The organism is Sulfitobacter sp. S190, from assembly GCF_025141935.1.
Classification (GTDB): Bacteria; Pseudomonadota; Alphaproteobacteria; order Rhodobacterales; family Rhodobacteraceae; genus Sulfitobacter.
The window spans coordinates 1,816,995-1,837,660 of the sequence record NZ_CP081120.1; the positions used below are offsets into that span (position 1 = coordinate 1,816,995).

General features: G+C 59.8%; 12 protein-coding genes. 7 read left to right on the forward strand and 5 right to left on the reverse strand.

Annotated elements, in window-relative coordinates:
* The first annotated feature begins 144 nt into the window (after positions 1-144).
* A complete protein-coding gene (locus K3756_RS09210; protein WP_259986860.1) occupies positions 145-1,452 on the forward strand; it encodes an HlyC/CorC family transporter in 1,308 nt (435 codons plus the stop codon).
* A 57-nt stretch (positions 1,453-1,509) separates the two neighbouring features.
* Here the strand turns inward: K3756_RS09210 and K3756_RS09215 are convergent, their stop codons facing one another.
* Both K3756_RS09215 and K3756_RS09220 read right to left on the reverse strand, forming a co-directional pair.
* Positions 1,510-3,933, reverse strand: coding sequence for an FAD-dependent oxidoreductase (locus K3756_RS09215; RefSeq protein ID WP_259986862.1), 2,424 nt, complete (start codon positions 3,931-3,933; stop codon positions 1,510-1,512).
* Between the two features lie 109 nt (positions 3,934-4,042).
* Positions 4,043-5,335, reverse strand: coding sequence for a DUF2254 domain-containing protein (locus K3756_RS09220; RefSeq protein WP_259986863.1), 1,293 nt, complete (start codon positions 5,333-5,335; stop codon positions 4,043-4,045).
* Between the two features lie 93 nt (positions 5,336-5,428).
* Between K3756_RS09220 and K3756_RS09225 the strand changes: the two genes are divergently transcribed.
* On the forward strand, positions 5,429-6,034 hold the full coding sequence (locus K3756_RS09225; protein ID WP_259986864.1) for an NTP transferase domain-containing protein: 606 nt from the start codon (positions 5,429-5,431) through the stop codon (positions 6,032-6,034).
* Here the strand turns inward: K3756_RS09225 and K3756_RS09230 are convergent.
* Both K3756_RS09230 and K3756_RS09235 read right to left on the reverse strand, forming a co-directional pair.
* Positions 6,027-7,103, reverse strand: a complete 1,077-nt coding sequence (locus tag K3756_RS09230; RefSeq protein WP_259986865.1) for a Hint domain-containing protein — start codon at positions 7,101-7,103, stop codon at positions 6,027-6,029. The two genes, K3756_RS09225 and K3756_RS09230, sit on opposite strands and share 8 nt — an antisense overlap.
* 293 nt (positions 7,104-7,396) lie before the next feature.
* The gene (locus K3756_RS09235) at positions 7,397-12,619 is read right to left on the reverse strand and encodes a cadherin-like domain-containing protein (RefSeq protein ID WP_311201694.1); all 5,223 of its coding nucleotides are present in this window, start codon (positions 12,617-12,619) and stop codon (positions 7,397-7,399) included.
* Positions 12,620-13,618: 999 nt separating this feature from the next.
* Between K3756_RS09235 and K3756_RS09250 the strand changes: the two genes are divergently transcribed.
* From K3756_RS09250 to K3756_RS09260, 3 genes are read left to right on the forward strand one after another with little or no spacing between them, the layout of a single operon-like run.
* The gene (locus K3756_RS09250) at positions 13,619-14,080 is read left to right on the forward strand and encodes a (2Fe-2S)-binding protein (RefSeq protein WP_259986866.1); all 462 of its coding nucleotides are present in this window, start codon (positions 13,619-13,621) and stop codon (positions 14,078-14,080) included.
* A gap of 3 nt (positions 14,081-14,083) precedes the next feature.
* The gene (locus K3756_RS09255) at positions 14,084-16,261 is read left to right on the forward strand and encodes a xanthine dehydrogenase family protein molybdopterin-binding subunit (protein WP_259986867.1); all 2,178 of its coding nucleotides are present in this window, start codon (positions 14,084-14,086) and stop codon (positions 16,259-16,261) included.
* 29 nt (positions 16,262-16,290) lie between these two features.
* Entirely contained in the window at positions 16,291-16,878 is a 588-nt protein-coding gene (locus tag K3756_RS09260; protein ID WP_409202438.1) for an Isoquinoline 1-oxidoreductase subunit, read from the forward strand.
* A 42-nt stretch (positions 16,879-16,920) separates the two neighbouring features.
* Here K3756_RS09260 and K3756_RS09265 read toward each other — a convergent pair whose 3' ends face one another.
* A complete protein-coding gene (locus K3756_RS09265) occupies positions 16,921-17,874 on the reverse strand; it encodes a GlxA family transcriptional regulator (protein WP_259986869.1) in 954 nt (317 codons plus the stop codon).
* A gap of 79 nt (positions 17,875-17,953) precedes the next feature.
* Between K3756_RS09265 and K3756_RS09270 the strand changes: the two genes are divergently transcribed.
* Together K3756_RS09270 and K3756_RS09275 are read left to right on the forward strand one after the other, a co-directional pair.
* Positions 17,954-19,141, forward strand: coding sequence for an MFS transporter (locus tag K3756_RS09270; protein ID WP_259986870.1), 1,188 nt, complete (start codon positions 17,954-17,956; stop codon positions 19,139-19,141).
* A 140-nt stretch (positions 19,142-19,281) separates the two neighbouring features.
* A complete protein-coding gene (locus K3756_RS09275; protein ID WP_259986872.1) occupies positions 19,282-20,640 on the forward strand; it encodes an ATP-binding protein in 1,359 nt (452 codons plus the stop codon).
* The last annotated feature ends 26 nt before the right edge of the window (positions 20,641-20,666 follow it).

The following is a 20,666-nucleotide window of genomic DNA, read 5'->3' on the forward strand; positions in this document are numbered from 1 at the left end:
TTTGAAAAAGCCACCGCGGCTGCACATTCCCCACCCTGAGGCGGCATTCCGTCTGCGCCGGTGCGCGCTGGCGTCGGGTCCTCTTGAATGCCTTCCCGCGACACCCCATAACACTTGCACGCGAGATGAAAGGTTTATCGTTCAATGGACACGGGCACGGTCGTTATCGACAGCGCATTCTGGATCAGTGCAAGCATCATTCTGTTTTTGCTTGTGCTTTCGGGTTTTTTCTCGGGCTCCGAAACGGCATTGACGGCCGCATCGCGCGGCAAACTGCGTGCGCAGGCCGACAAGGGATCGCGCGGCGCACAGCGTGCCCTGGCAATTACCGAAGACAACGAACGGCTGATCGGCTCGGTGCTGCTGGGCAATAATCTGGTAAACATCCTTGCCGCCTCGCTCGCAACCGCTTTGTTCACACGGCTCTTCGGAGAAAGTGGGGTCGCCCTTGCGACACTCGTGATGACCCTACTGGTTCTGGTATTCGCCGAAGTCCTTCCCAAGACCTACGCCATCACAAATTCCGAACGTGCAGCGGCACTGGTGTCGCGGCCCATCGGCATGGTGGTGCTGATCTTCGCACCGGTCGTCACCGCGGTGCGGTTTTTCGTGCGCAGGGTGCTGTCTCTCTTCGGCGTACAGATCGATCCCGACAGCAACATTCTTGCTGTTCGCGAGGAAATCGCCGGCGCCTTGCAACTCGGTCACTCGGAAGGTGTCGTCGAAAAAGAAGACCGTGACCGTATCCTTGGCGCGCTGGACCTGCGCGAGCGCGTCGTGGAAGAAGTCATGTTGCACCGTTCGGGCATCGAAATGATCAACGTCAGCGATGATCCGGCGGCCATACTCGACCAATGTCTGCAATCCAATCACACGCGCCTACCGGTATTCCGGGACGATCCGGAAAACATCATCGGTGTCATCCACGCCAAGGATCTGCTGCGTGCAATGTACAAGCTCATCGGGGGGCCGGAGGGTGACGCAAGCGCGCTCAAGGATTTCGATGTGCGCGATGTAGCGATGGAGCCGTACTTCGTACCCGAAACCTCTACCCTCGACGAGCAGATGCGCCAGTTCCTGCGGCGCCATACCCACTTTGCACTGGTGGTGGATGAGTACGGATCGCTCCAGGGTTTGATCACGCTGGAAGACATCCTCGAAGAGATTGTCGGCGAAATCACCGACGAATTCGATCCCGATGCGGAACAGGTTGTCGGTCGGACCGACGACGGGCAGTTGATCGTCGAAGGCGCCATGACAATTCGCGACCTGAACCGCGCAACCGATTGGCATCTGCCAGATGAAGAAGCCAATACCGTCGCCGGATTGGTTATCCATGAAGCGCAAATGATCCCGACCACCGGTCAGGTCTTCTCTTTCCACGGCTTCCGCTTCGAAGTCACCCAGCGCGAAGGCAACAGGATTACGGAACTCAAAGTCCGCAAACTCTGACGCCTCTTTCATCTTGCCGAAAAACTCCGGGGTCCGGGGCAGCGCCCCGGGGGGCCATCACATCCGCAAACGGGTGCCTTCCGGGTCAAATGGCGGCACCGCCAGCACGGTGGCCTTATGCGCACGGCCAAGCACCATCACTTCGACAACCTCGCCCGCCTCCACGTCGCGCACAAATCCCAATGCAAGGCTCATATCGACCCAATATCCATAGGCGCCCGAAGTCGTCCTGCCGACCCCCACACCATCCCGGAAAATCGGCTCCCCCCCGGTGGCATCCGCTTGCGACGCATCTGTCTGCGCTTTGTCGAGCGCGAGAACTACGAGCCGCTCCCGCGAAGGGCGGGCCATGGTTTCAACCGCGGCATCGCGGTTCAGAAACGGTTTGTCCGTCTTGCACAATCGCTCGAGCCCCACTTCCTGTGGCCAGTATTCGGGACTGTATTCGCGCCCCCATGATCCGTATCCTTTCTCAACGCGCAGCGACATCAAGGCGCGACTGCCGACCGGCCCAGCCCCGATACCCTCTCCCGCAGCCAACAGCGCATCCCACAGCGCCAGTTGATCCGATTGCGCGCAATGCAGCTCCCATCCCAGATCACCGGTAAACGATACCCGCAGCGCCAGACATTCGATCCCCGCAACCGTGATCCAGCGTGCGCGCGTAAAGCCGAAATCCGCGGTCGCGAGCGAGGTATCGGTCAATGGCTTTAGCAGATCACGGGCCTTTGGACCCGCGACATTGAACCCGCAATAGGCTCCCGTCATGCTTTCGAAAACTGTATCCTGCGGGAGTGGGAGGGACCGGAAAAATCTCTGATGGTACCGTTCGGCCATCCCGGAGCCGATGATCCAGAATGTATCTTCGGCCGTTCGCGTGACTGTAAAATCTCCCGCGATGCCGCCGCGCTTGCCAATAAGCGGCGTCAGGCAAGACCGCCCAACCTCGCGCGGCATCGTGTTGGCAAACAAGCCGTTCAACCACGCTTCGGCGCCCGGGCCTTTGCAGCGATATTTCGCGAAATTCGAGATATCGATGATGCCTGCCGCGCGGCGCAACATGCGCGCTTCGGCGCCAACGACGGGCCACCAGTCCTGACGCGTGAACCCCTCGGTCTTGTCCTGCTCGCCCACGCGATCCGCATAGTAGAGCGGATGCTCCCATCCGTAGTTCAACCCGAAAACCGCACCCCGGGCGCGCTGGGCGGCATAGACCGGTCTTGTGCGCGCGGGCCGCCCCGCGGACCGTTCTTCGCCCGGATAATGGATCTTGAATCGATTGGCGTATTGGTCCCCCACCCGCGCCTTGGTAAATGCCGCATCCGCCCAACTGCCGAACCGCGCCATGTCCCATGCAAACATGTCATATCGCGTCTCGCCCGACACGATCCAGTCCGCGGCCAACAACCCCATACCACCCGATTGGCTGAACCCGGGGATGATCCCGTTGCAGCAGAAATAGTTGGACATCTCGGGCACGGGCCCGAACAGCACGTTCGCGTCCGGGGTCCAGATCATCGGGCCGTTGATGACCCTCTTGACCCCGGCCATACCGACTGCGGGCACCCGATCAATGGCGCGGAGCATGTTTTCCTCGATACGCTCCAGATCGTCGGCAAAAAGCTCATGGCCAAACCCCTGCGGCGTGCCGTCCTCGGCCCAAAAACGCAGATCTTTCTCATACGCACCGACCAGCAGACCCTTGCCCTCCTGGCGCAGGTAATATTCACCATCGCGGTCCGCGACCGAAGGCAGACGCCGGTCCAACCCTTCAATCTCGGCAATGCTCTCCGTGACGAAATACTGATGCTCGGTAGGTTGCAAAGGCAACGTCAGACCTGCAAGTGCGGCGACCTCGCGCCCCCACAAGCCTGCTGCATTCACGACCCATTGGGTGTGAATGTCGCCTTTGGGTGTGCGCACGATCCACGTCCCGTCCTTTTGCGCTTCGGTCGCGGTGACCGGACAGAACCGTATGATCTCGGCACCGTTCTGGCGCGCACCCGCCGCATAGGCGTTTGTGACACCGGAGGGATCGACATTGCCGCCCGAAGGCTCGAACATGATGCAGCGGATACCGTCAAAATCGACAAGCGGATGCAGCGTTTCGGCCTCTTGCCTGCTCACTTCGTGAAATTTCAGCCCGTAGTAAGCCGCCTTCGCCGCCTGAAGCCGCAATTGGTGCTCTCTTGCTTCGGTCTGCGCCAGATAAAGGCTACCGGGCTGGAATACGCCGCAGCTTTGGCCGGTTTCTTCCTCGAGCGCGTTGTACAGATCCATCGTGTAATTCTGGATGCGCGTGATGTTGTTGTTATCGTGCAATCCGTGAATGTTGGCCGCTGCGTGCCAGGTTGATCCGCTGGTCAACTCGTCGCGTTCCAGAAGCACCACGTCCCGCCATCCGGCTTTGGTCAGGTGATACAGAATGGAGCATCCGATAACGCCGCCCCCGATGACGACAGCCTGAGCGTGGGTGCGCATGGTATTCTTCCCCGGAAAAAGGCACAATTTCCCTCAATCTGCCCCCGCCGCGCACCCGATGATGGGTCAATTCCGACACAATCCGTCGCACGTGAACCGTGCGGACCTCCTATTGGTCAACCGCCTCGCGCACATCCGTGTGGGCCGCTCCCGCCACACGCTCCGCATCCGGTTCGAACCGCATCTTTTCACGCGCACGGCGCAGCTCGATAATGGCGCGGTCCTTGGCCGCCGATCTGATCCCCTTATCGGGGTGTTCCATCAGGCCGGACAACACTTTTTGCAGATGTTGCTGGACCTCGACCATCAGAGCCCCGTCGCGTGACAGCGCGGCAAAACAATCCTCAAGCAGGTCACCGGGGTCGAGCGGGCTTACATACAGCCGGTCGAGACTGATATCGGGCGAAGAGGCCGTTTCATCCTTATAGGCGGACAGGATGCGCCCCATCCGCGTAATGACATCGATCGCGGTTCCCGGATCATTGATACCGGGTGACAGCGCCTTTGATCCGATTTCTGCCATGACAATCAATCCGAAGCGCGGATCCTGATCGAAAGTGCGCACATCCCCGATGATGATGTTCTTGCGCAGGTCGTCGGCGAGATCGTCGCTGTCTTTAGCTTCCTGTGGTCCTGTCACCGCAATCAGCGGCTCCCCGAGAAAGACAAAACTGCCGATGTTTTGCAGAAAATAGACGTCGACGTCGTAGTCATTGGCGGTCTCGTTCAGGGCTTCGGGAAGGATATGCTGCACATAGCCGCTCTCGCTTGCCAGAATGACGTGGGCGTCATCGGGCGCGTCTTCGCAAAGTGCATTGGCGCCCAGACAAGGGTTTTCCAGTCGCTCGGTAAACTGTATCAGGGCGGTATTCTCGACCTCGCGGGCGGTATCGATCAGGCTTCCGAAGCTTTGAAGGTGCAAAACCCAGCGCACCAGATAGACGACAATGACCGCCAGAACGAGCACCGTCATGCAGAACAGGACAAAGGCACTGTCGTCTTTGAAAATACCCGTTTCGCGCATGATGATTGCGGTCAGCGCGTAAACATAGGCTCCGATAAAAACCGCAAGAACGTTCTGTGTCGTACGGTCCTGTACGATCAAACGGTGCACCCGCGGGGTCCACTGTGAGCTTGTCGCGCGGCGCACAGATACCATGACGGTGATCGAGAACGTCGTGACGGCCAACATCGCATTCGCGATGATCAACAACAACCGGTCTGCAGATTCTCCATCGACCGAGCGCGCCCATTCCTGCGGGATATAGTGCCCGACAATCTGGGTAAAGACGAGCGCAACAACCGACATCAATCCCATGATGACGACCCGAACCCAAAGTTTGCGGAAGAACGGGCGGATTTTGCGCACCAGCGTGCGGGGTAGGAAATCTTTCAACTGCATTGGGCACGATCTAGCGCGTGAGTTGCCCTGTCAACGGTGGTGAGAAAAAGGATGCGTATTTGACCCTTTGTTATCGGGCGGGCAAGATATGGCATGAGCGATATTCCCCTTCTGTTTCTAGCCGCCGGTCAGTCACGGCGCATGCGCGGGCGCGACAAGTTGCTGGAACAAATCGATGGTATAGCTCTTCTGCGTCGGCAGGTGCTGCGTGCGCTTGAGAGCAGCGTTGGCCCGGCCTTTGTGGCGGTGCCAGACATTGACCATCCGCGCGCGCAGCTTCTGGCGGACTTGGACGTCGAGATCATTGCGGTTCCTGACGCGAGTAAGGGGATGAATGTGACCCTTTCGCGGGGATTATCGCAAATGCCCGATACATCGGGGGCCGTGATGGTCCTGCTTGCGGATATGCCGGATTTGACGGCCTCCGACCTCGTTGCCGTCAAACAGGCGTATGATGACAATCCCGAACACCTGATCTGGCGCGCTTCGACCGGGGACGGCAAACCGGGCCATCCGGTCATATTTGCCCGCCGCATCTGGCCGGAGTTGATGGCGCTTGAAGGGGACGCAGGCGGCCGCGAAGTCACCAATCGCTACGCTGCCGAAACATATCGCGTGGCGTTACCCGATGACCGGGCGCGGCTTGACCTTGATACGCCGGAGCAATGGAAAGACTGGCGTGCCGCGCACGCTACTTGACGATCAGCAAAGCCTCGTGACGTTTCGCGCTCTGGCGCGCGGCGGCGTATTTCGCGACACCTTCATGGGTGGCCAGTTCCGGAAATAATTCGTGCAGTTCCTGACGCTGCGCGTTCCCGATCCCAGCAAGGGAGTGAACACCCGGCTGAAAACTTTCCGACCACGTCCCGTCCGACAGGATCACCTCATGCTGGTCGAACATGATGTGGATATAGCTTGTGTCGACATTCTCCACCACATCCACGCCCTGAAGGCCGGTGAGATGCTTGGCGGCGACCAGCACTTCGCGTTCTTCAAAATATAATAGGGTCTTGTCGTTTGACACCAGCATCCTGTGGTTGGGCGAGACGGTCATATCGCGTTCCGGCTGGTCGTTGCCCAAGGCCCCTGCCCGGATACGCACAGGGCAAAGATGACGGCGGCCCGCGAAATCAGCGGCGGTCATATCCTTGCGCCCGACCCAACGGATGGTTTGCAACCCGTTGTCGCGGGTCACGACCTGATCGCCCGGGCGCAGGGTCTCGACCGCACGTTCACCCCGTGGCGTGGCAATCAGCGTGCCGGGTGTGAAACAGGGCACAACTTTTTCGATGTTCGTAAAGTCGATCTGGCCGGTTTCGGCACCGGTATCGTCAAAGATACGCACGGTGCCGTTCTCGCGGTTGTCCGCGTCCCGCTCGATCACATAGCTGCCGCCCTCTGGCACGGCATCATCCAGGTTGATGCGGTCAAAGTCGTCGCCTTCGCCTTCGCCCCCGTCGATGACATCGCCGACATTCACATTGTAAAACACATCCCGACCGGCCCCGCCGGACATCGTATCGGCCCCTGCGCCGCCATTGATGATGTCACCGCCATCGCCCCCTTCGATCAGATCGTCGCCGTCGCCCCCAAAGATGTCGTCATCTCCGGCACCGGTTACGATCGTGTCGTCGCCCGCTCCTGCGAAAACCTGGTCGCGGCCATCGCGCGTGCGAATGATATCGTTCCCGTCGCCCGCGACGACGGTGTCGTTTTCATCAGTGCCGTTGATCGTATCGGCGCCGGGTGTTCCGTTGAATACAGGCATGGCAGTACCTCTGGATTTTTCGCAGCGGCAGTGCTGCGGTCGTTTGGCCCTCACCAAACATGTCCAGAATAAGGCAAATGGACCAATGCCCCCAAACAATTCCTTAATTTTCGGTTAACGCCAGCATTCGCGGAAACCAGATGCCGCCGCTTTGCAGGATTGGTCAGTGGAGCGAAACAGTTACGCCACAATTCAAAAGCGGAGCCCGCATTGGGGCTCCGCTTCTGTCGCGCGCCGGGTCACTACGCCGACGCGCTCGCTGCATAACTCGTGGGCCCGAAGCGGGCTGCTCCCTAGAGGGTGATCAGCTTCGCTTCGTGCTTTTTCAAAGACCGGCGCGCAGAGGCATAGGCATCGATCCCGCTGCGTGTGGCCAATTCAGGGAACAATTCCAGAATTTCCTGCAAGGAAGCGTCACCGACACCGGCGAGCGACATGTCACCGGGCTGGAAGCTTTCGGTCCAGGTCCCGTCGGAGAGGATCACTTCGTGCTGATCGAACATGATGTGCACATAAGTGGTGCCCGATGTGTCGACCACATCGATACCGTCCATGTCCGTCAGATGCTTGGCAGCCACCAGCACCTCGCGCTCTTCGAAATACAACGCCGTCTTGTCGTTGGCGACAAGCACACGGTGCTGCGGCGACACCATCATGTCCCGTTCGGGCAAACCGTTGCCAAGCGCGCCCTGCTGGATCAGTACGGGACGCAGATGCGCCTTGGCGGCCAGTTCTTCGCCCGACATTTCACGCTGACCGACCCACCGGATTTCCTGCATGCCGTTGTCGCGTGTGATGACACGGTCGCCGACCTCCAGGTCTTCGACAGGGCGTTCGCCTTTCGGCGTCGCGATCAGCGTCCCCGGCGTGAAGCAAGGGATAATCTTTTCGATGTTGGAGAAGATCAGCTGGCCCGCTTCCATACCGTCGGCATCGTAGTACTGAACGATCCCGTTCTCTTCGTTGTCGGGATCGGCAGGGTCCGGCAGAATTTCGAGACGTCCGCCTTCCGGTGCGGAACCGGTCAGATCGAGACAATCCTCATCCACGCCGGATTCGGACCCGTCAACGATGTCTCCCGCATTCACGTTCGAGAAGTTGTCGCGATCGGCACCACCGATCATGGTATCGTCACCGGTGCCACCGTCAAAGACGTCATCACCCGATCCGCCGCGCAGCTCGTCATCGCCCGCGCCACCGCTCAGCGTGTCGTCCCCCAGCACACCGAGAAGCGTATCGTCACCGGCATCACCGCTCAGCTGGTCGTTGTCGGCTCCGCCATCCAGCAGATCGTCACCGTCACCGCCATGCAGGCTGTCGTCCTCGCGGTTGCCGCGCAGCGTGTCGTTTCCGGCGCCACCTTCGATGGTATCGTTGCCGCGTCCGCCCGACAGGCTGTCTGCGCCATCACCACCATCGATCGTATCGTCACCCGATCCACCATTCGCGGTGTCGTCGCCGATACCACCTGACAGGCTGTCGTTATCGTCGCCGCCGACCAGAAGGTCGTCGCCCTGCCCTCCGATCAGCGTGTCGTCGCCCGCGTCACCGCGCAGCGTGTCATCGTCGATCTCTCCATCGAGCAAATCATCGCCCGCGCCACCGATGAGCAGATCATCATCATCCGCACCGAAAATGACATCGTCGCCTGCGCCGCCGTCGACCGTATCACGGCCATTGCCGGGCACCGGATCGGGGCCAAGCGGGTTCGAGCCGTCATCCTCGATATCAAGCCCGTCCGGGATTTCATCGGGGTCATTGCCGGCAAAGATCGTGTCGTTACCCGCCCCACCCAGAATGTCATCATTGCCTTCGCCCCCGACAATCCGGTCGTCGCCGTCGTTGCCCTGCACTTCATCATCGTCGATGCCTGCGTTGATGACGTCGTTGCCATCGCCGCCCGTGATCGTGTCGCGGTCGTCTCCGGTGCGGATCGTGTCGCTGCCTGCGCCGCCGTCGACACTGTCGCGGTCATTGTCGGGCAGAGGATCGGGATCGAAGACACCCGGGAAACCGATGTCGGGCAGCACGTCGCCGTTGCCAGTGACGATTGAATCGTCACCGTCGCCGCCCGAAACCGTATCAGACCCGTCGCCACCCGTGATGGTGTCATCGCCGGCATCACCGTCGAGCACATCGTCGCCTGTCTCGCCGTTGATGTCGTCATTGCCTTCGCCGCCCGAGACCTCGTCGTTGCCCAGCCCTGCGCGGACTGTGTCGTCGCCGTCGCCCGCTTCGATAATGTCGTCCTGAGGCTCTTCGCCCGGCAGGAACGCGTCGCCCGCATCGACAAGATCACCTTCGGGGTCACCGACGTAGTCGACGTCGATCAGATCGCCATCTTCCGTTCCCGAAACAATGCCGTCGCGCACGGTGACCGCCACGACTGCATCGTCGGTCAGGGTGCCGTCAGAAAGCGTGTAGTTGATGACCGTATCGCCGCAGAAATCGGGATCGGGTGTGAAGGTGAGCGTGCCGTCGTCGTTGATCGTCACATCGCCATCGGGGCTTGTCGCCGCGGTCACGCTGAGCGGATCGCCGTCTGGGTCACTGTCGTTGTCGAGCACCGACACCGTCACGCTGTCACCTTTGTTCAGCGTGGCACTGTCGTCTTCTGCGACAGGCGCGTCATTCACCGGATCGACGGTCACTTCAACCTGCGCGCTGTCTTCCCCGCCGTTGCCGTCACTGATGGTATAATCGATCGTGGCCGTTCCGTTGAAATCGGGGTTCGGCGTGAAATCGATCGTGCCGTCGTCGTTGATCGTCACATCGCCGTCGGGGCTGGTGGCTGCGATCACGCTAAGCGGATCGCCGTCCACATCACTGTCGTTATCGAGCACCGTGATGGTGACGGTTGTGTCTTCGTCCGTCGTGTCCGCATCGTCTTCGGCAACGGGCGCGTCATTGACCGGATTGACAGTGACAGAAACCTGCGCGGTGTCTTCGCCGCCGTTGCCGTCAGTGATGGTATAATCAATCGTGGCCTCGCCGTTGAAATCGGCATCGGGCGTGAAGGTCACTGTCCCGTCGTCGTTAATGACAACATCGCCATCGGGAGAGGTCGCCGCGGTTACGGTCAATGCGTCCCCATCGGGGTCGCTGTCATTGCCGAGAATGTCGATGGTGACGGCGGTGTCTTCGTCGGTTTCGTCACTGTCATCGCGAGCAACCGGAGGCGCGTTCACCGCTTCCACGGCAACAGTCACGACTGCATCATCCGTGCCGCCATTGCGATCGCTGATGGTGTAATCGATCGTCGCATCGCCCGAGAAATCGGGGTTTGGCGTAAAGGTGATCGTGCCGTCATCGTTGATGACAACGTCGCCGTCCGCGCTGGTTGCGGACGTAACGCTCAGCGCGTCGCCGTCCACGTCGCTGTCGTTGTCCAGCACCGGGATCGTGACAGCCGTGTCGGAAGTTGTTTCATCGCTGTCGTCCACCGCAACCGGCGCATCGTTAACGGGTGCGACATCCACTGTGACGGTCGCGGTATCAGACCCACCGTTGCCGTCGGTGATGGTGTAATCGATCGTTGCAGAACCGTTGAAATCCGGCGCCGGTGTAAAGCTAAGCGTGCCATCGTCATTGATCGACACATCACCGTCGTCGCTGCTTGCAGCCGTAACGCTCAGTGCGTCGCCCTCGGGATCAGTGTCGTTTGTCAAAACGGGAATGATCACGGTGGTATCTTCGTCCGTCTCGGCCTCATCGTCGACCGCATTCGGTCCGGTGTTCTCGGGCAGGATCAGCTCTTCGATCTCGGTGAAGGTAAGCGTATCGATGACTTCGCCATCGTCGCCCAGAAATTCGATCGTGCCGGACGTTGAATCGCCGTCCTCATCGACCGTCTCGTCAACCACGCGCAGCGGGCCTGCATCCGACAGGTCAAGCACATCGCGGTCGTCACCGGTGGTACCACCGTCGACAACATCACCGCCCGTGCCGCCGGTGATCGTATCGCTATCGGCGCCACCGCTGATAACATCCGCACCTGTGCCGCCGACAAAGCTGTCGTCGCCGGTTCCCCCCAGAAGGCTGTCGTCACCGCTTCCGCCTTCAAGCGTGTCATCACCGCCTTCGCCAAGGATCGTATCATCGCCCGCGCCGCCCAGAAGGCTATCGTCGCCACCGGCGACCGGTTCAGGCGTTCCGGTTGTGAAGAAAACGTCCGTGATATTGATATCCGAACTGTCCTCGCCGCCTTGGGTATGTTTGATCACGACGCGTGAGACTGGACCCACGATGTCAACGTTCACTGCATAGATGCCGTTGTCGTCGTCAGCAAAACCGCCATCGGTGCTGCAGGCCGTATCGGGGCCGTTCACGCCATCGGTATCAACCAGCTGGATATTGGCACCACCGGTCAGCGTGACGGGAATGGCGTTGCCGTCCGCGTCAAATGCAGTGACCTGCACGATCCCCGAGCCGTCCACATCGTTGATATTGAAATCGACGTCCGTCACGCCCTGGTCAAAGGAAAGCTCGTAGCAGATTTCTTCGCCCTGCGCGCTGGTATCGCTTTCGGCAGAGCTGTTGGCGTCAACGGTTTCGTCGCCGCCCTCAATGCCCGCAGTCGTCTGGGTGTTTGTGGCAAAGCTCGTCGCGGTCTTGTCCGTATCGCCCACGATATTCAGCGTGACCGTGGCGTCGCCCGTCTGTTGGCTGGTCGATGTGATGTCTTCTCCGTCAGCGAGCCCGAGTGCGCTCCAGTTGAAGCTTTCGCGCGCACCTTCGCCGCCGGTATCGTTACCCTCCGCGAGCGTGCGGTCCCCGAAAATCAGATCATCGCCTGCGCCACCTTCGACGGTGTCATCCCCCGCACCTGCGTAAACATCGTCATCGCCTTCGAGCGATTGCACGAGGTCGTCGCCGCCGCGTGCGTCCACGATATCGTCATCTGCCGCTTCACCGGCGAGCACGGCATCGGCGGCATCAATCATGTCACCTTCGGGATCGCCCGTATATTCGAGATCGATGACATCCGCCGTGTCGTCGCCGCTTACAATCCCGTCCAGTTCAGCGTCGGCTGCCGGATCGTCGTACACCAGATCATCAATGGCTCCAGAGCCTTGCAGCACAACATCGAGCCGTCCCGTACCTTCGACGTCAAGCTCCACAACCAGTTGGCTGTTGTCGCCATTCGCGGGCACGAACTGTTCGGCGATCACGTCACCGGCATCATTGAAGAACACCAGCCGCGCGGGTTGCTCCAGATCGAGGAACGTCAGCGATTTGACCTCGACTTCACGCGTGAAATCAAAGCTGAACGTACCGCCCGATGCGTTGTCATCGGGATCGGTCGCATCGCTGTCTTCGGAAATGATCAGCACGTTCCCAAGATTGGACGTTGCCAAATCCTCGTCCTGGCCCGTCGGGTTGGACGTGTCAAAAATCATCGCTTCATCGGACCCGTTGCCATTCGCAACCGCCGATACGGCGACACCTTCATCCGCGAATTGATCGGTGACTGTCGTTCCGGCCGTCAGGTCATTGAAATTGATTGTTCTGATCATGTCGTAAACTCCTAAGCGTCGTTGCACGCGGCGCGCAACGCGGCCGAACTGGTTATTGTGTCAAACCTAAAAAATGCGAAGGAACAGCGGAAAAGGTGCGACACCTGCCGCCCGGCATCCGCATTCCGAAATTCGTTCTGTACGTTCAAACCGAACATCTTCGTCCCTACTCATTCACCCCGCAAAGTGCCGATATCGACAGGTCGGCAGCAGCGCGCACACATACACCTTGTAACCGGAGTGAGGAGATTGCCCTTAAGGCCGGATCTGCCAGTGGCAGTCCGTTCAAGTGCAGACGGTCGCAATAAATGCAGCCCGGCACCTCTCCTACACCGATCGATGCAGTCAATGTGCGGCCGCCCCCGTGACCTACGAAATCTTCGCCCCCCAGTTGGGCAAGGTCATTCATACTGAACCTGATATCGCCAACAAAGGGAAAAATGTCTGAAAAGTGTCAGAGTTTTGGCGGCCTGACTTTATGCGAAATCGTTAACCATTCTTAAAGACAATCTGCGCGGGAAGTTTGTTTCTGAATTGTCATTATTCAATTCCGGTCATCCGCGATGTATCGCTTTGTTTATAAATCCAAAACGCCATTTTCCGCACTATATCGGAAATAGGTTTGTTTCTGAATTAGAAACAATACGCGCCGCTTCTTCATCATTTGCCTCAATATCGGGCATGCGATCACATGTTCTTTAATCGGAACCAATACCGGTTTTCGCGACCGGAATGGTCATAATTCGACGAACAAATGCCACATTCCGGCGATTCGATACCCCCATACGGGGCAACGGGATCAATGTCGTCTTCATGATCGGATCGCAACTGCATGAAACGACGAGCGGCGCAACATGCAAAAGTTGCGTAAACGTGGTAAAGCTCAACTTGCCTTATATATCGACGCTTCTAATTCCAGTCCAAGTAAGACCGTCTCTTGCGGGACATGCGCCGCTTCTCGGCGCGCCCCCTCGTCTATCCAAACCGGAGGAACTTCCAATGGCCATTTCCCTTTACGTTAACGACAAACCCGTCGAGCTGGACATCGATCCGGACACGCCCTTGTTGTGGGCCCTGCGCGATGAACTGCGTCTGACCGGAACCAAATTTGGCTGCGGGATTGCTCAATGCGGTGCGTGCACCGTGATGCTGAACGGCCAGACACGGCGCGCATGCGTCACCCCTGTTGGCACATTGGACGGCGCCGATGTGCGCACGATTGAGGCGCTTGAGGGTCCCGCCGCCGAAGCCGTCAAGGCGGCGTGGGTCGATTTGAACGTACCGCAGTGCGGTTATTGCCAATCCGGACAGGTCGTGACCGCCACCGCACTTCTGGAGTTCGAGCCGAAGCCGACCGATGAGGACATCGACAACGCGATGGCCGGAAACATCTGCCGCTGCGCCACCTACGCGCGCATTCGCAAAGCCGTGCGCCAGGCTTCTGACGCGCTGGAGGGATAAGCCATGCACACGATTGTTAAAGCCGCATTCGCACCCAAAACGAACCGTCGCGCCTTTCTTGCCGGATCTGCCGGCCTGATGCTGGCGATGCACCTGCCGGGCAAAGGCCGCGCGCAGACTTCGCCCGAAAAGATGGTCGATGGGCAATTCGCGCCAAATGCCTTTGTGCGTATCGACCCCGACAGCACCGTAACCGTTCTGGTCAAACACATCGAAATCGGTCAGGGCGCCAACACGGGTCTGCCCATTCTCGTGGCCGAAGAGCTTGACGCGGACTGGAGCCAGATGCGGGCCGAACAGGCCCCCGCAAATGCGGTCGTCTATGCCAATGCCGCGTTCGGCATACAGGGCACCGGCGGTTCCACAGGATTGTCCTCAAGCTATATGCAGATGCGACAGGCAGGGGCCGCCGCCCGTGCGATGCTGGTGTCTGCCGCCGCACAGCAGTGGGGCGTGAATGCCGCCGAGATTACCGTCGAGAAAGGCACCGTGGCACACGCAGGTTCCGGCCAATCCGCCAGCTTTGGTGATTTGGCCACCGCTGCCGCAGAGATCCCTGTCCCCGTCGACGTCGCGTTGAAAGACCCGAAGGACTTCAAACTGGTCGGCGGTGAAGGCGTCACCCGGCTCGACAGTCTGGAAAAATCCACCGGGCAAGCGACGTTCACCATCGATGTATACCGCGATGACATGCAGGTTGTGGCGATGGTCCACCCGCCGAAATTCGGTGCAAAATTAGCATCTTACGACGATGCCGATGCCCTTGCCGTTAAAGGCGTCGCTGCCGTGCGGCAGGTCCCGTCTGGCATCGCGGTTTACGCCGAAAACACCTTTGCCGCATTGAAAGGCCGCGACGCGGTTTCAGTCACATGGGATGAAACGGAGGCTGAGACCCGCTCCACGGCGGAAATGGAATCCGAATTTGCCGAAGCCGCCCGTGCCCCCGCCAGGGTATTCGAGGAATTGGGCGATGTCGACAAGGCGTTCGAGGATGCAGAGCAAGTCATCGAAGCGGATTATATCTTTCCGTATCTCGCGCATGCCTCGCTTGAACCGCTCGACGGCGTGATCGAATTGCGCGACGGCGCGGCCGAAGTGTGGTCCGGCATGCAAATTCCAACCACCAGCCAAGGCACGATGGCCGGCGTTCTGGGCATGCAACCGGCGGATATCGCCATCAATACGATGTACACAGGTGGCAGTTTCGGTCGCCGTGCAACGCCCGATAACCACCTTGCGGCCGAACTCGCCGAAGTTGCCAAAGCCGCCGGCAACGGCACCTACAAGCTCATGTGGACCCGTGAAAACGACATGATGGGCGGTCACTACCGTCCCCTGACGGTGCACCATATGAAAGCGGGGCTCGACGCGCAGGGCAATATCACCGGTTGGCTCAACACGGTTGCCAACCAGTCGATCATTGCGGGCAGCGCCTTTGAGGCGATGATGCAGGACGGGCTTGATCCGACTGCCTATGAGGGGTCAAACCACCTGCCCTATAATCTGCCCGCCACGCGGATGAGCTGGGCCGAGATGAAGAACCCTGTGCCAATTTTGTGGTGGCGGTCTGTAGGACACACCCACACCGCATACGCGGTCGAGACGTTCCTTGACCGTTTGCTGGTCACTGCGGGCCGTGATCCCGTTCAGGGTCGGCTGGATCTGATGAAAGACGACCGGCCGCGCGACAGGGCCGTTCTTGAGCGGGTGGCCGAAATGGCAAACTGGTCCGGATCGGGCAACGGCGATACACGACTTGGCGTCGCGGTCGTGCGCAGCTTCGGGTCCTATGTGGCGCAAATTGCCGAAGTGGAGAACCGGGACGGCATGCCGCATGTGCGCAAGGTCTGGTGCGCGGTCGATTGCGGCGTCGCGGTCACACCCGACGTGATCCGCGCCCAGATGGAGGGCGGCATCGGCTTCGGGCTTGGAAGTGTGCTCTTTGACGAAATCACCTTTGATGAGGGCGGCGTAGTGCAACAGAAGAACTACGATACCTACCGGATGTTGCGTCTGCCCGAGATGCCGCAGATCGAGGTGTCGATCATCGACAGCACCGTTGATCCGACGGGGGTGGGGGAGCCGGGCACACCGCCCATCGCGCCTGCGGTGGCGAACGCATGGCGCGCGCTGACCGGCGACATGCCCTACCGCTTGCCTTTCAATTCCGCTTCGGTCTGAGGAAATTGCAGATGATCCGTACACTCGCTATCGCAGCCAGCCTCTGCGCGCTGCCCACCGCCTTTTTCGCACAGACCCTCGCCACGGAGCTTGCCGATCCCGCGTCCTTTGACGCGATCGAGGACGACGACGCACGCGCTGCCGCCCTGTTCGAGGAAATGGCCAAAGTCATCACGCACCCGCGGTGCATGAATTGCCATCCTGTGGGCAACGGTCCGCTGCAAGGTGACAACATGACAGCGCACCAGCCGCCCGTGGTGCGTGGTCCCGCCGACATGGGCGCGATCGGCATGCAATGCACGACCTGTCACGGTGCGGAAAACGTGTCGTACTCGGGTGCCGAGGGGTCCATACCGGGCCACACGCCGTGGGCGCTGGCCCCCCTGTCCATGGGCTGGACCGGACTGACGGTTGCCGAAATCTGTGCGCAGATCAAGGATCCGGCGCGCAATGGTGATCGTTCCCTCGCCGACATCCACGAGCACAATGCCGAAGACGGACTGGTCGGCTGGGCGTGGGAACCCGGTGATGGACGCACCCCCGCCCCCGGCACGCAAGAACAGTTCGGCGCGCTCACGCAGGCATGGATCGACGCTGGCGCCGCCTGCCCCAGCTGAATACAGCCACCTCCGGCAGGGCATAATTCCTGCCGGAGCCCATCACCCGAATGCGGCGGCGTACTCGACCGGGTGCACACCGAAACGGCGCATGAACGCACGCCGCATCCGTTGCATGTCACCAAAACCGCTTTGTGCCGCGACCCGCTTGAGCGGAACACCGTCCAAAAGCAGACCGCGCGCGTGATCGATCCGCACCTTTTCCACGAACTGCGCAGGGGATTGGGACAGCTCTTTGTTGAAATGGCGGGCCAGTGTCCGTGCGTTCATGCCGGCCTGCGTCGCCATATCACTCATGCGCCATGGCTGCGCAGGGTCGGCGACAATCCGTTCGATCAAGCGCGCCAGCGTTGCATCGCCTGTGAATTGCGCGGTCAAATGCATGGCATACTGGCTTTGACCGCCAGTCCGCCGAAGCTGCACCACCAACTCGCGTGCCACTTGCAGCGCGACATCGACACCACAGTCCGACCGGATCATCGAAAGCGCCAGATCAATGCCGGTACTGACACCCGCCGACGTGTAGATCCTGTCGTTACGGGTACAGATACGGTCGAGATCCCACAGAACCGACGGATACCGCGCAGTGTCGGCTGCCCGTGACCAATGGGTTGTGGCAGGCAAGCCATCAAGCACGCCAGCGCTCGCAAGCACCAGCGCGCCCGAACAGATACTGATGATCCGCGCCGGCGACTCCACTTGAACGATTGCCTCCAACACCCTGCAATTATTCAATAATGCGTCCACGCCAATGCCGCCCGGTACCAGCAAATCATCACGCGGCGAAATTTCATCAAGGGCAGCATCTGCCCGAAGTCCGAGCCCGCAGCAGCTTGTCACGGGCCGTCCATCGACGGACACAAACCGCAAAATGTAATGTTTCTTTTCCCGCCATATTGCGCTGTGAAAAGCCTGCACCGGTCCGGCAACGTCGAGACTGTTGACGCCATCGAAGAGCAGAACGTTGATGCGACGCGGTCGAAGATGTGTGTCCATTTTTGACGCCAGATTGACATATCGGACATCCTTGATCCGCGATAGGGTCAACTCTGTCAACCTTATCGAGAGCCATTTCATGCAACAGCCGACCGCGATCCACCCTCTCAACTTTATCGGCTTGATCACGGCGAACACGGTGCTGGGCTCTGCCATGCCGATGCTGATCATTCTGGGCGGACTTGCCGGGCTGATGCTCGCGCCGACAACGGCGCTTGCCACCCTGCCCGCGTCGCTCCAGACCCTTGCCGGTCTTTTCGCGGCCGCTCCGTTTTCGCTGCTGATGGGCAGGCTGGGACGGCGCAGCGGATTTGCAATTGGTGCGCTTTGTGCAACTGGCGGGTCGGTCCTTGCCGTCTGGGCGCTGATGAATGGTAGTTTCTGGGCGCTTTGTGTGGCGCATCTGGCTTTCGGGGCGGCGATTGCAAGCTACCAGTTCTTCCGCTTTGCCGCGGCCGAGGTCGTGACCGCAAGCTGGCAGCCGGTGGCGATCTCCCTTATGCTGACCTCCGGTTTGATTGCGGCTTTCGCGGGTCCGCAGCTTTTTATCGTTACCCGCGACTCCTTGGCACCCGTGCCGCTCGCCGGTGCCTATGCGGCGATCGGAGTTTTGTCGCTCGTCGGGGTGATCCCGCTTTTGATCGTGCGAGTCCCCCCGCCGGTGGTCACCCCGCCGCAGACCATCGCCGAGCGACTGGCCGGTCTGGTCATCCTGCGGCGCCCGGCTGTGCGCAACGCGGTGGTATTGGGCGCGGTATCGCAAGGGGTGATGGTGTTCTTGATGGTTCCGACACCGCTTGCGATGATCGGCTGCGGTTTGTCCGACGTCATGGCCGGCGACGTGATCCGCTGGCATGTCGTGGCCATGTTTGCGCCGAGCTTTGTGACCGGCTTCATCATCCGTAAATTTGGTGCCCAGCGTGTTGCGCTGACGGGGCTGATGCTCTTGGCGATTGCTGCGGCGGCGGCGATGGCCGGGCTGATGCCGATCCATTTCTACCTGTCGCTCATCCTCTTGGGGGTTGGATGGAACTTCGGTTTCATCGGGGCCACGACGCTTCTGACCGCAGCCGTGGCCGACACCGAAAAACCGATGGTCCAGGGTGTGAATGATACCGTTATTGCGCTGGTATCCACGCTTTGCGCCTTTGCGGCCGGCGCGTTGGTTGCTGGTCTGGGATGGACAATCCTCGCCGCGGTTGCGCTTGGCCTCGTGCTGGCTGGCGCTATCGCATCGGTCCGTACTTCGGAACACACCGTTGGCTAGCTTGGCACCGACACCACCAAAACGCGAATTTTCACGATCACCCCATTACGATAAGAGGTTGTTAACGCTACTTAATAATTTCTAGGCGCGCCTGTGCAAATAAACTATTCTCGCGATAAGTGTGGGGTGGGAATGTTCGTATGGTGGCACCGGTATTGTCGAACCAAGATGCAAATATATCGGCAGACGAAACGGAGACACTGCGCACGCTGAACGCGTTCGCCGTTGACCTGATTTCGATCCCGAACGTTGATGATCTGTTCTGGCATGTGGCGCAGAACGTCGTGGGCCGCCTGAATTTCCTCGATTGCGTGATCTATCGTGCGTCAGAAGACCAGACTGAGCTGGTTCAGGTCGCCGCACTGGGGGAAAAAAACCCGTTCGGGCGCAGCATTCTCAATCCGCTCAAAATTCCGTTTGGCGAAGGCATCACCGGAAAAGTCGCGCAAAGCCGCGAAGCCATCATCATCGAAGATCTGAAGAGCGACGACGACTACATTCCCGACACGCAGCTCGCCCGCTCGGAGATTTGCGTGCCGTTGGTGTGCCGCAACCGCGTGGTCGGCGTCATTGACAGCGAACACCCCATGCCCCGCGCCTTCGGCGAGGCGGAACTGGAGGTTCTGCAGACCATCGCCGCCATGACCAGCGCGAAACTTGAGTTGCTGGCGGAGGCGGAACGCTCTGCGCAGCGCTACACTGACATGGTCGCATCCCATGCCCGTCTGAGCGAAGAAATCACCAACCGCAAAGCGCTCGAGGAAGAATTGCACAATGCGCGCAAACTCGAAGCGATCGGCCGTTTGACGGGTAAATTTGCGCATGAGTTCAACAATCTGCTTACGGTCGTATCGGGAAATCTGGAATTGCTCGAAGATGCGGTCACGGACCCGGACGCAGTGCAAAGCTGGCAGGACGCCACACAGGCCGCATCGCGGGGAAGCAAGCTGATACAGGATATGCTCACCTTCTCGCGGCGCACCCGTCTGACACCGCAAACAGCCAACCTCAACGAGGTCATTGCAATGACGGTGTCGCAGATCAGCGGACAAACAGGTCAGAGTTTTGACCTGCAGCTCTCGGAAGAGCCGTGTTTTGCCGATGTCGACACCTCGATTTTCGAGGACGCCCTTCAGAACCTCATTGCAAACGCGCAAGACGCGATGCCGCAAGGAGGACGTATTCAGGTGCGCACCGAGAACATCCGGCACAGGTTGAACGACAGGCGCCCTGTTGTCAGCGACTTGTCACTGGGCGACTACGTGCGGGTCTGTGTCACGGATGACGGCGTCGGCATTCCCGCGCAGGAAGTCGCCACGATATTCGATCCCTTCTATTCGACCAAAGCCGTGGGTGCGGGCTCCGGACTTGGTCTTTCCATGACACTGGGCTTTGTCCAGCAGTCCGGCGGCACGATCGAAGTACATACTCAGGAAGGAAAGGGAACCGCGATCTGCCTCTACTTCCCCTCCGTCACACCCAAAGCAACGATTTATTAACCACGAACCGTGCAGAAATAAGAACG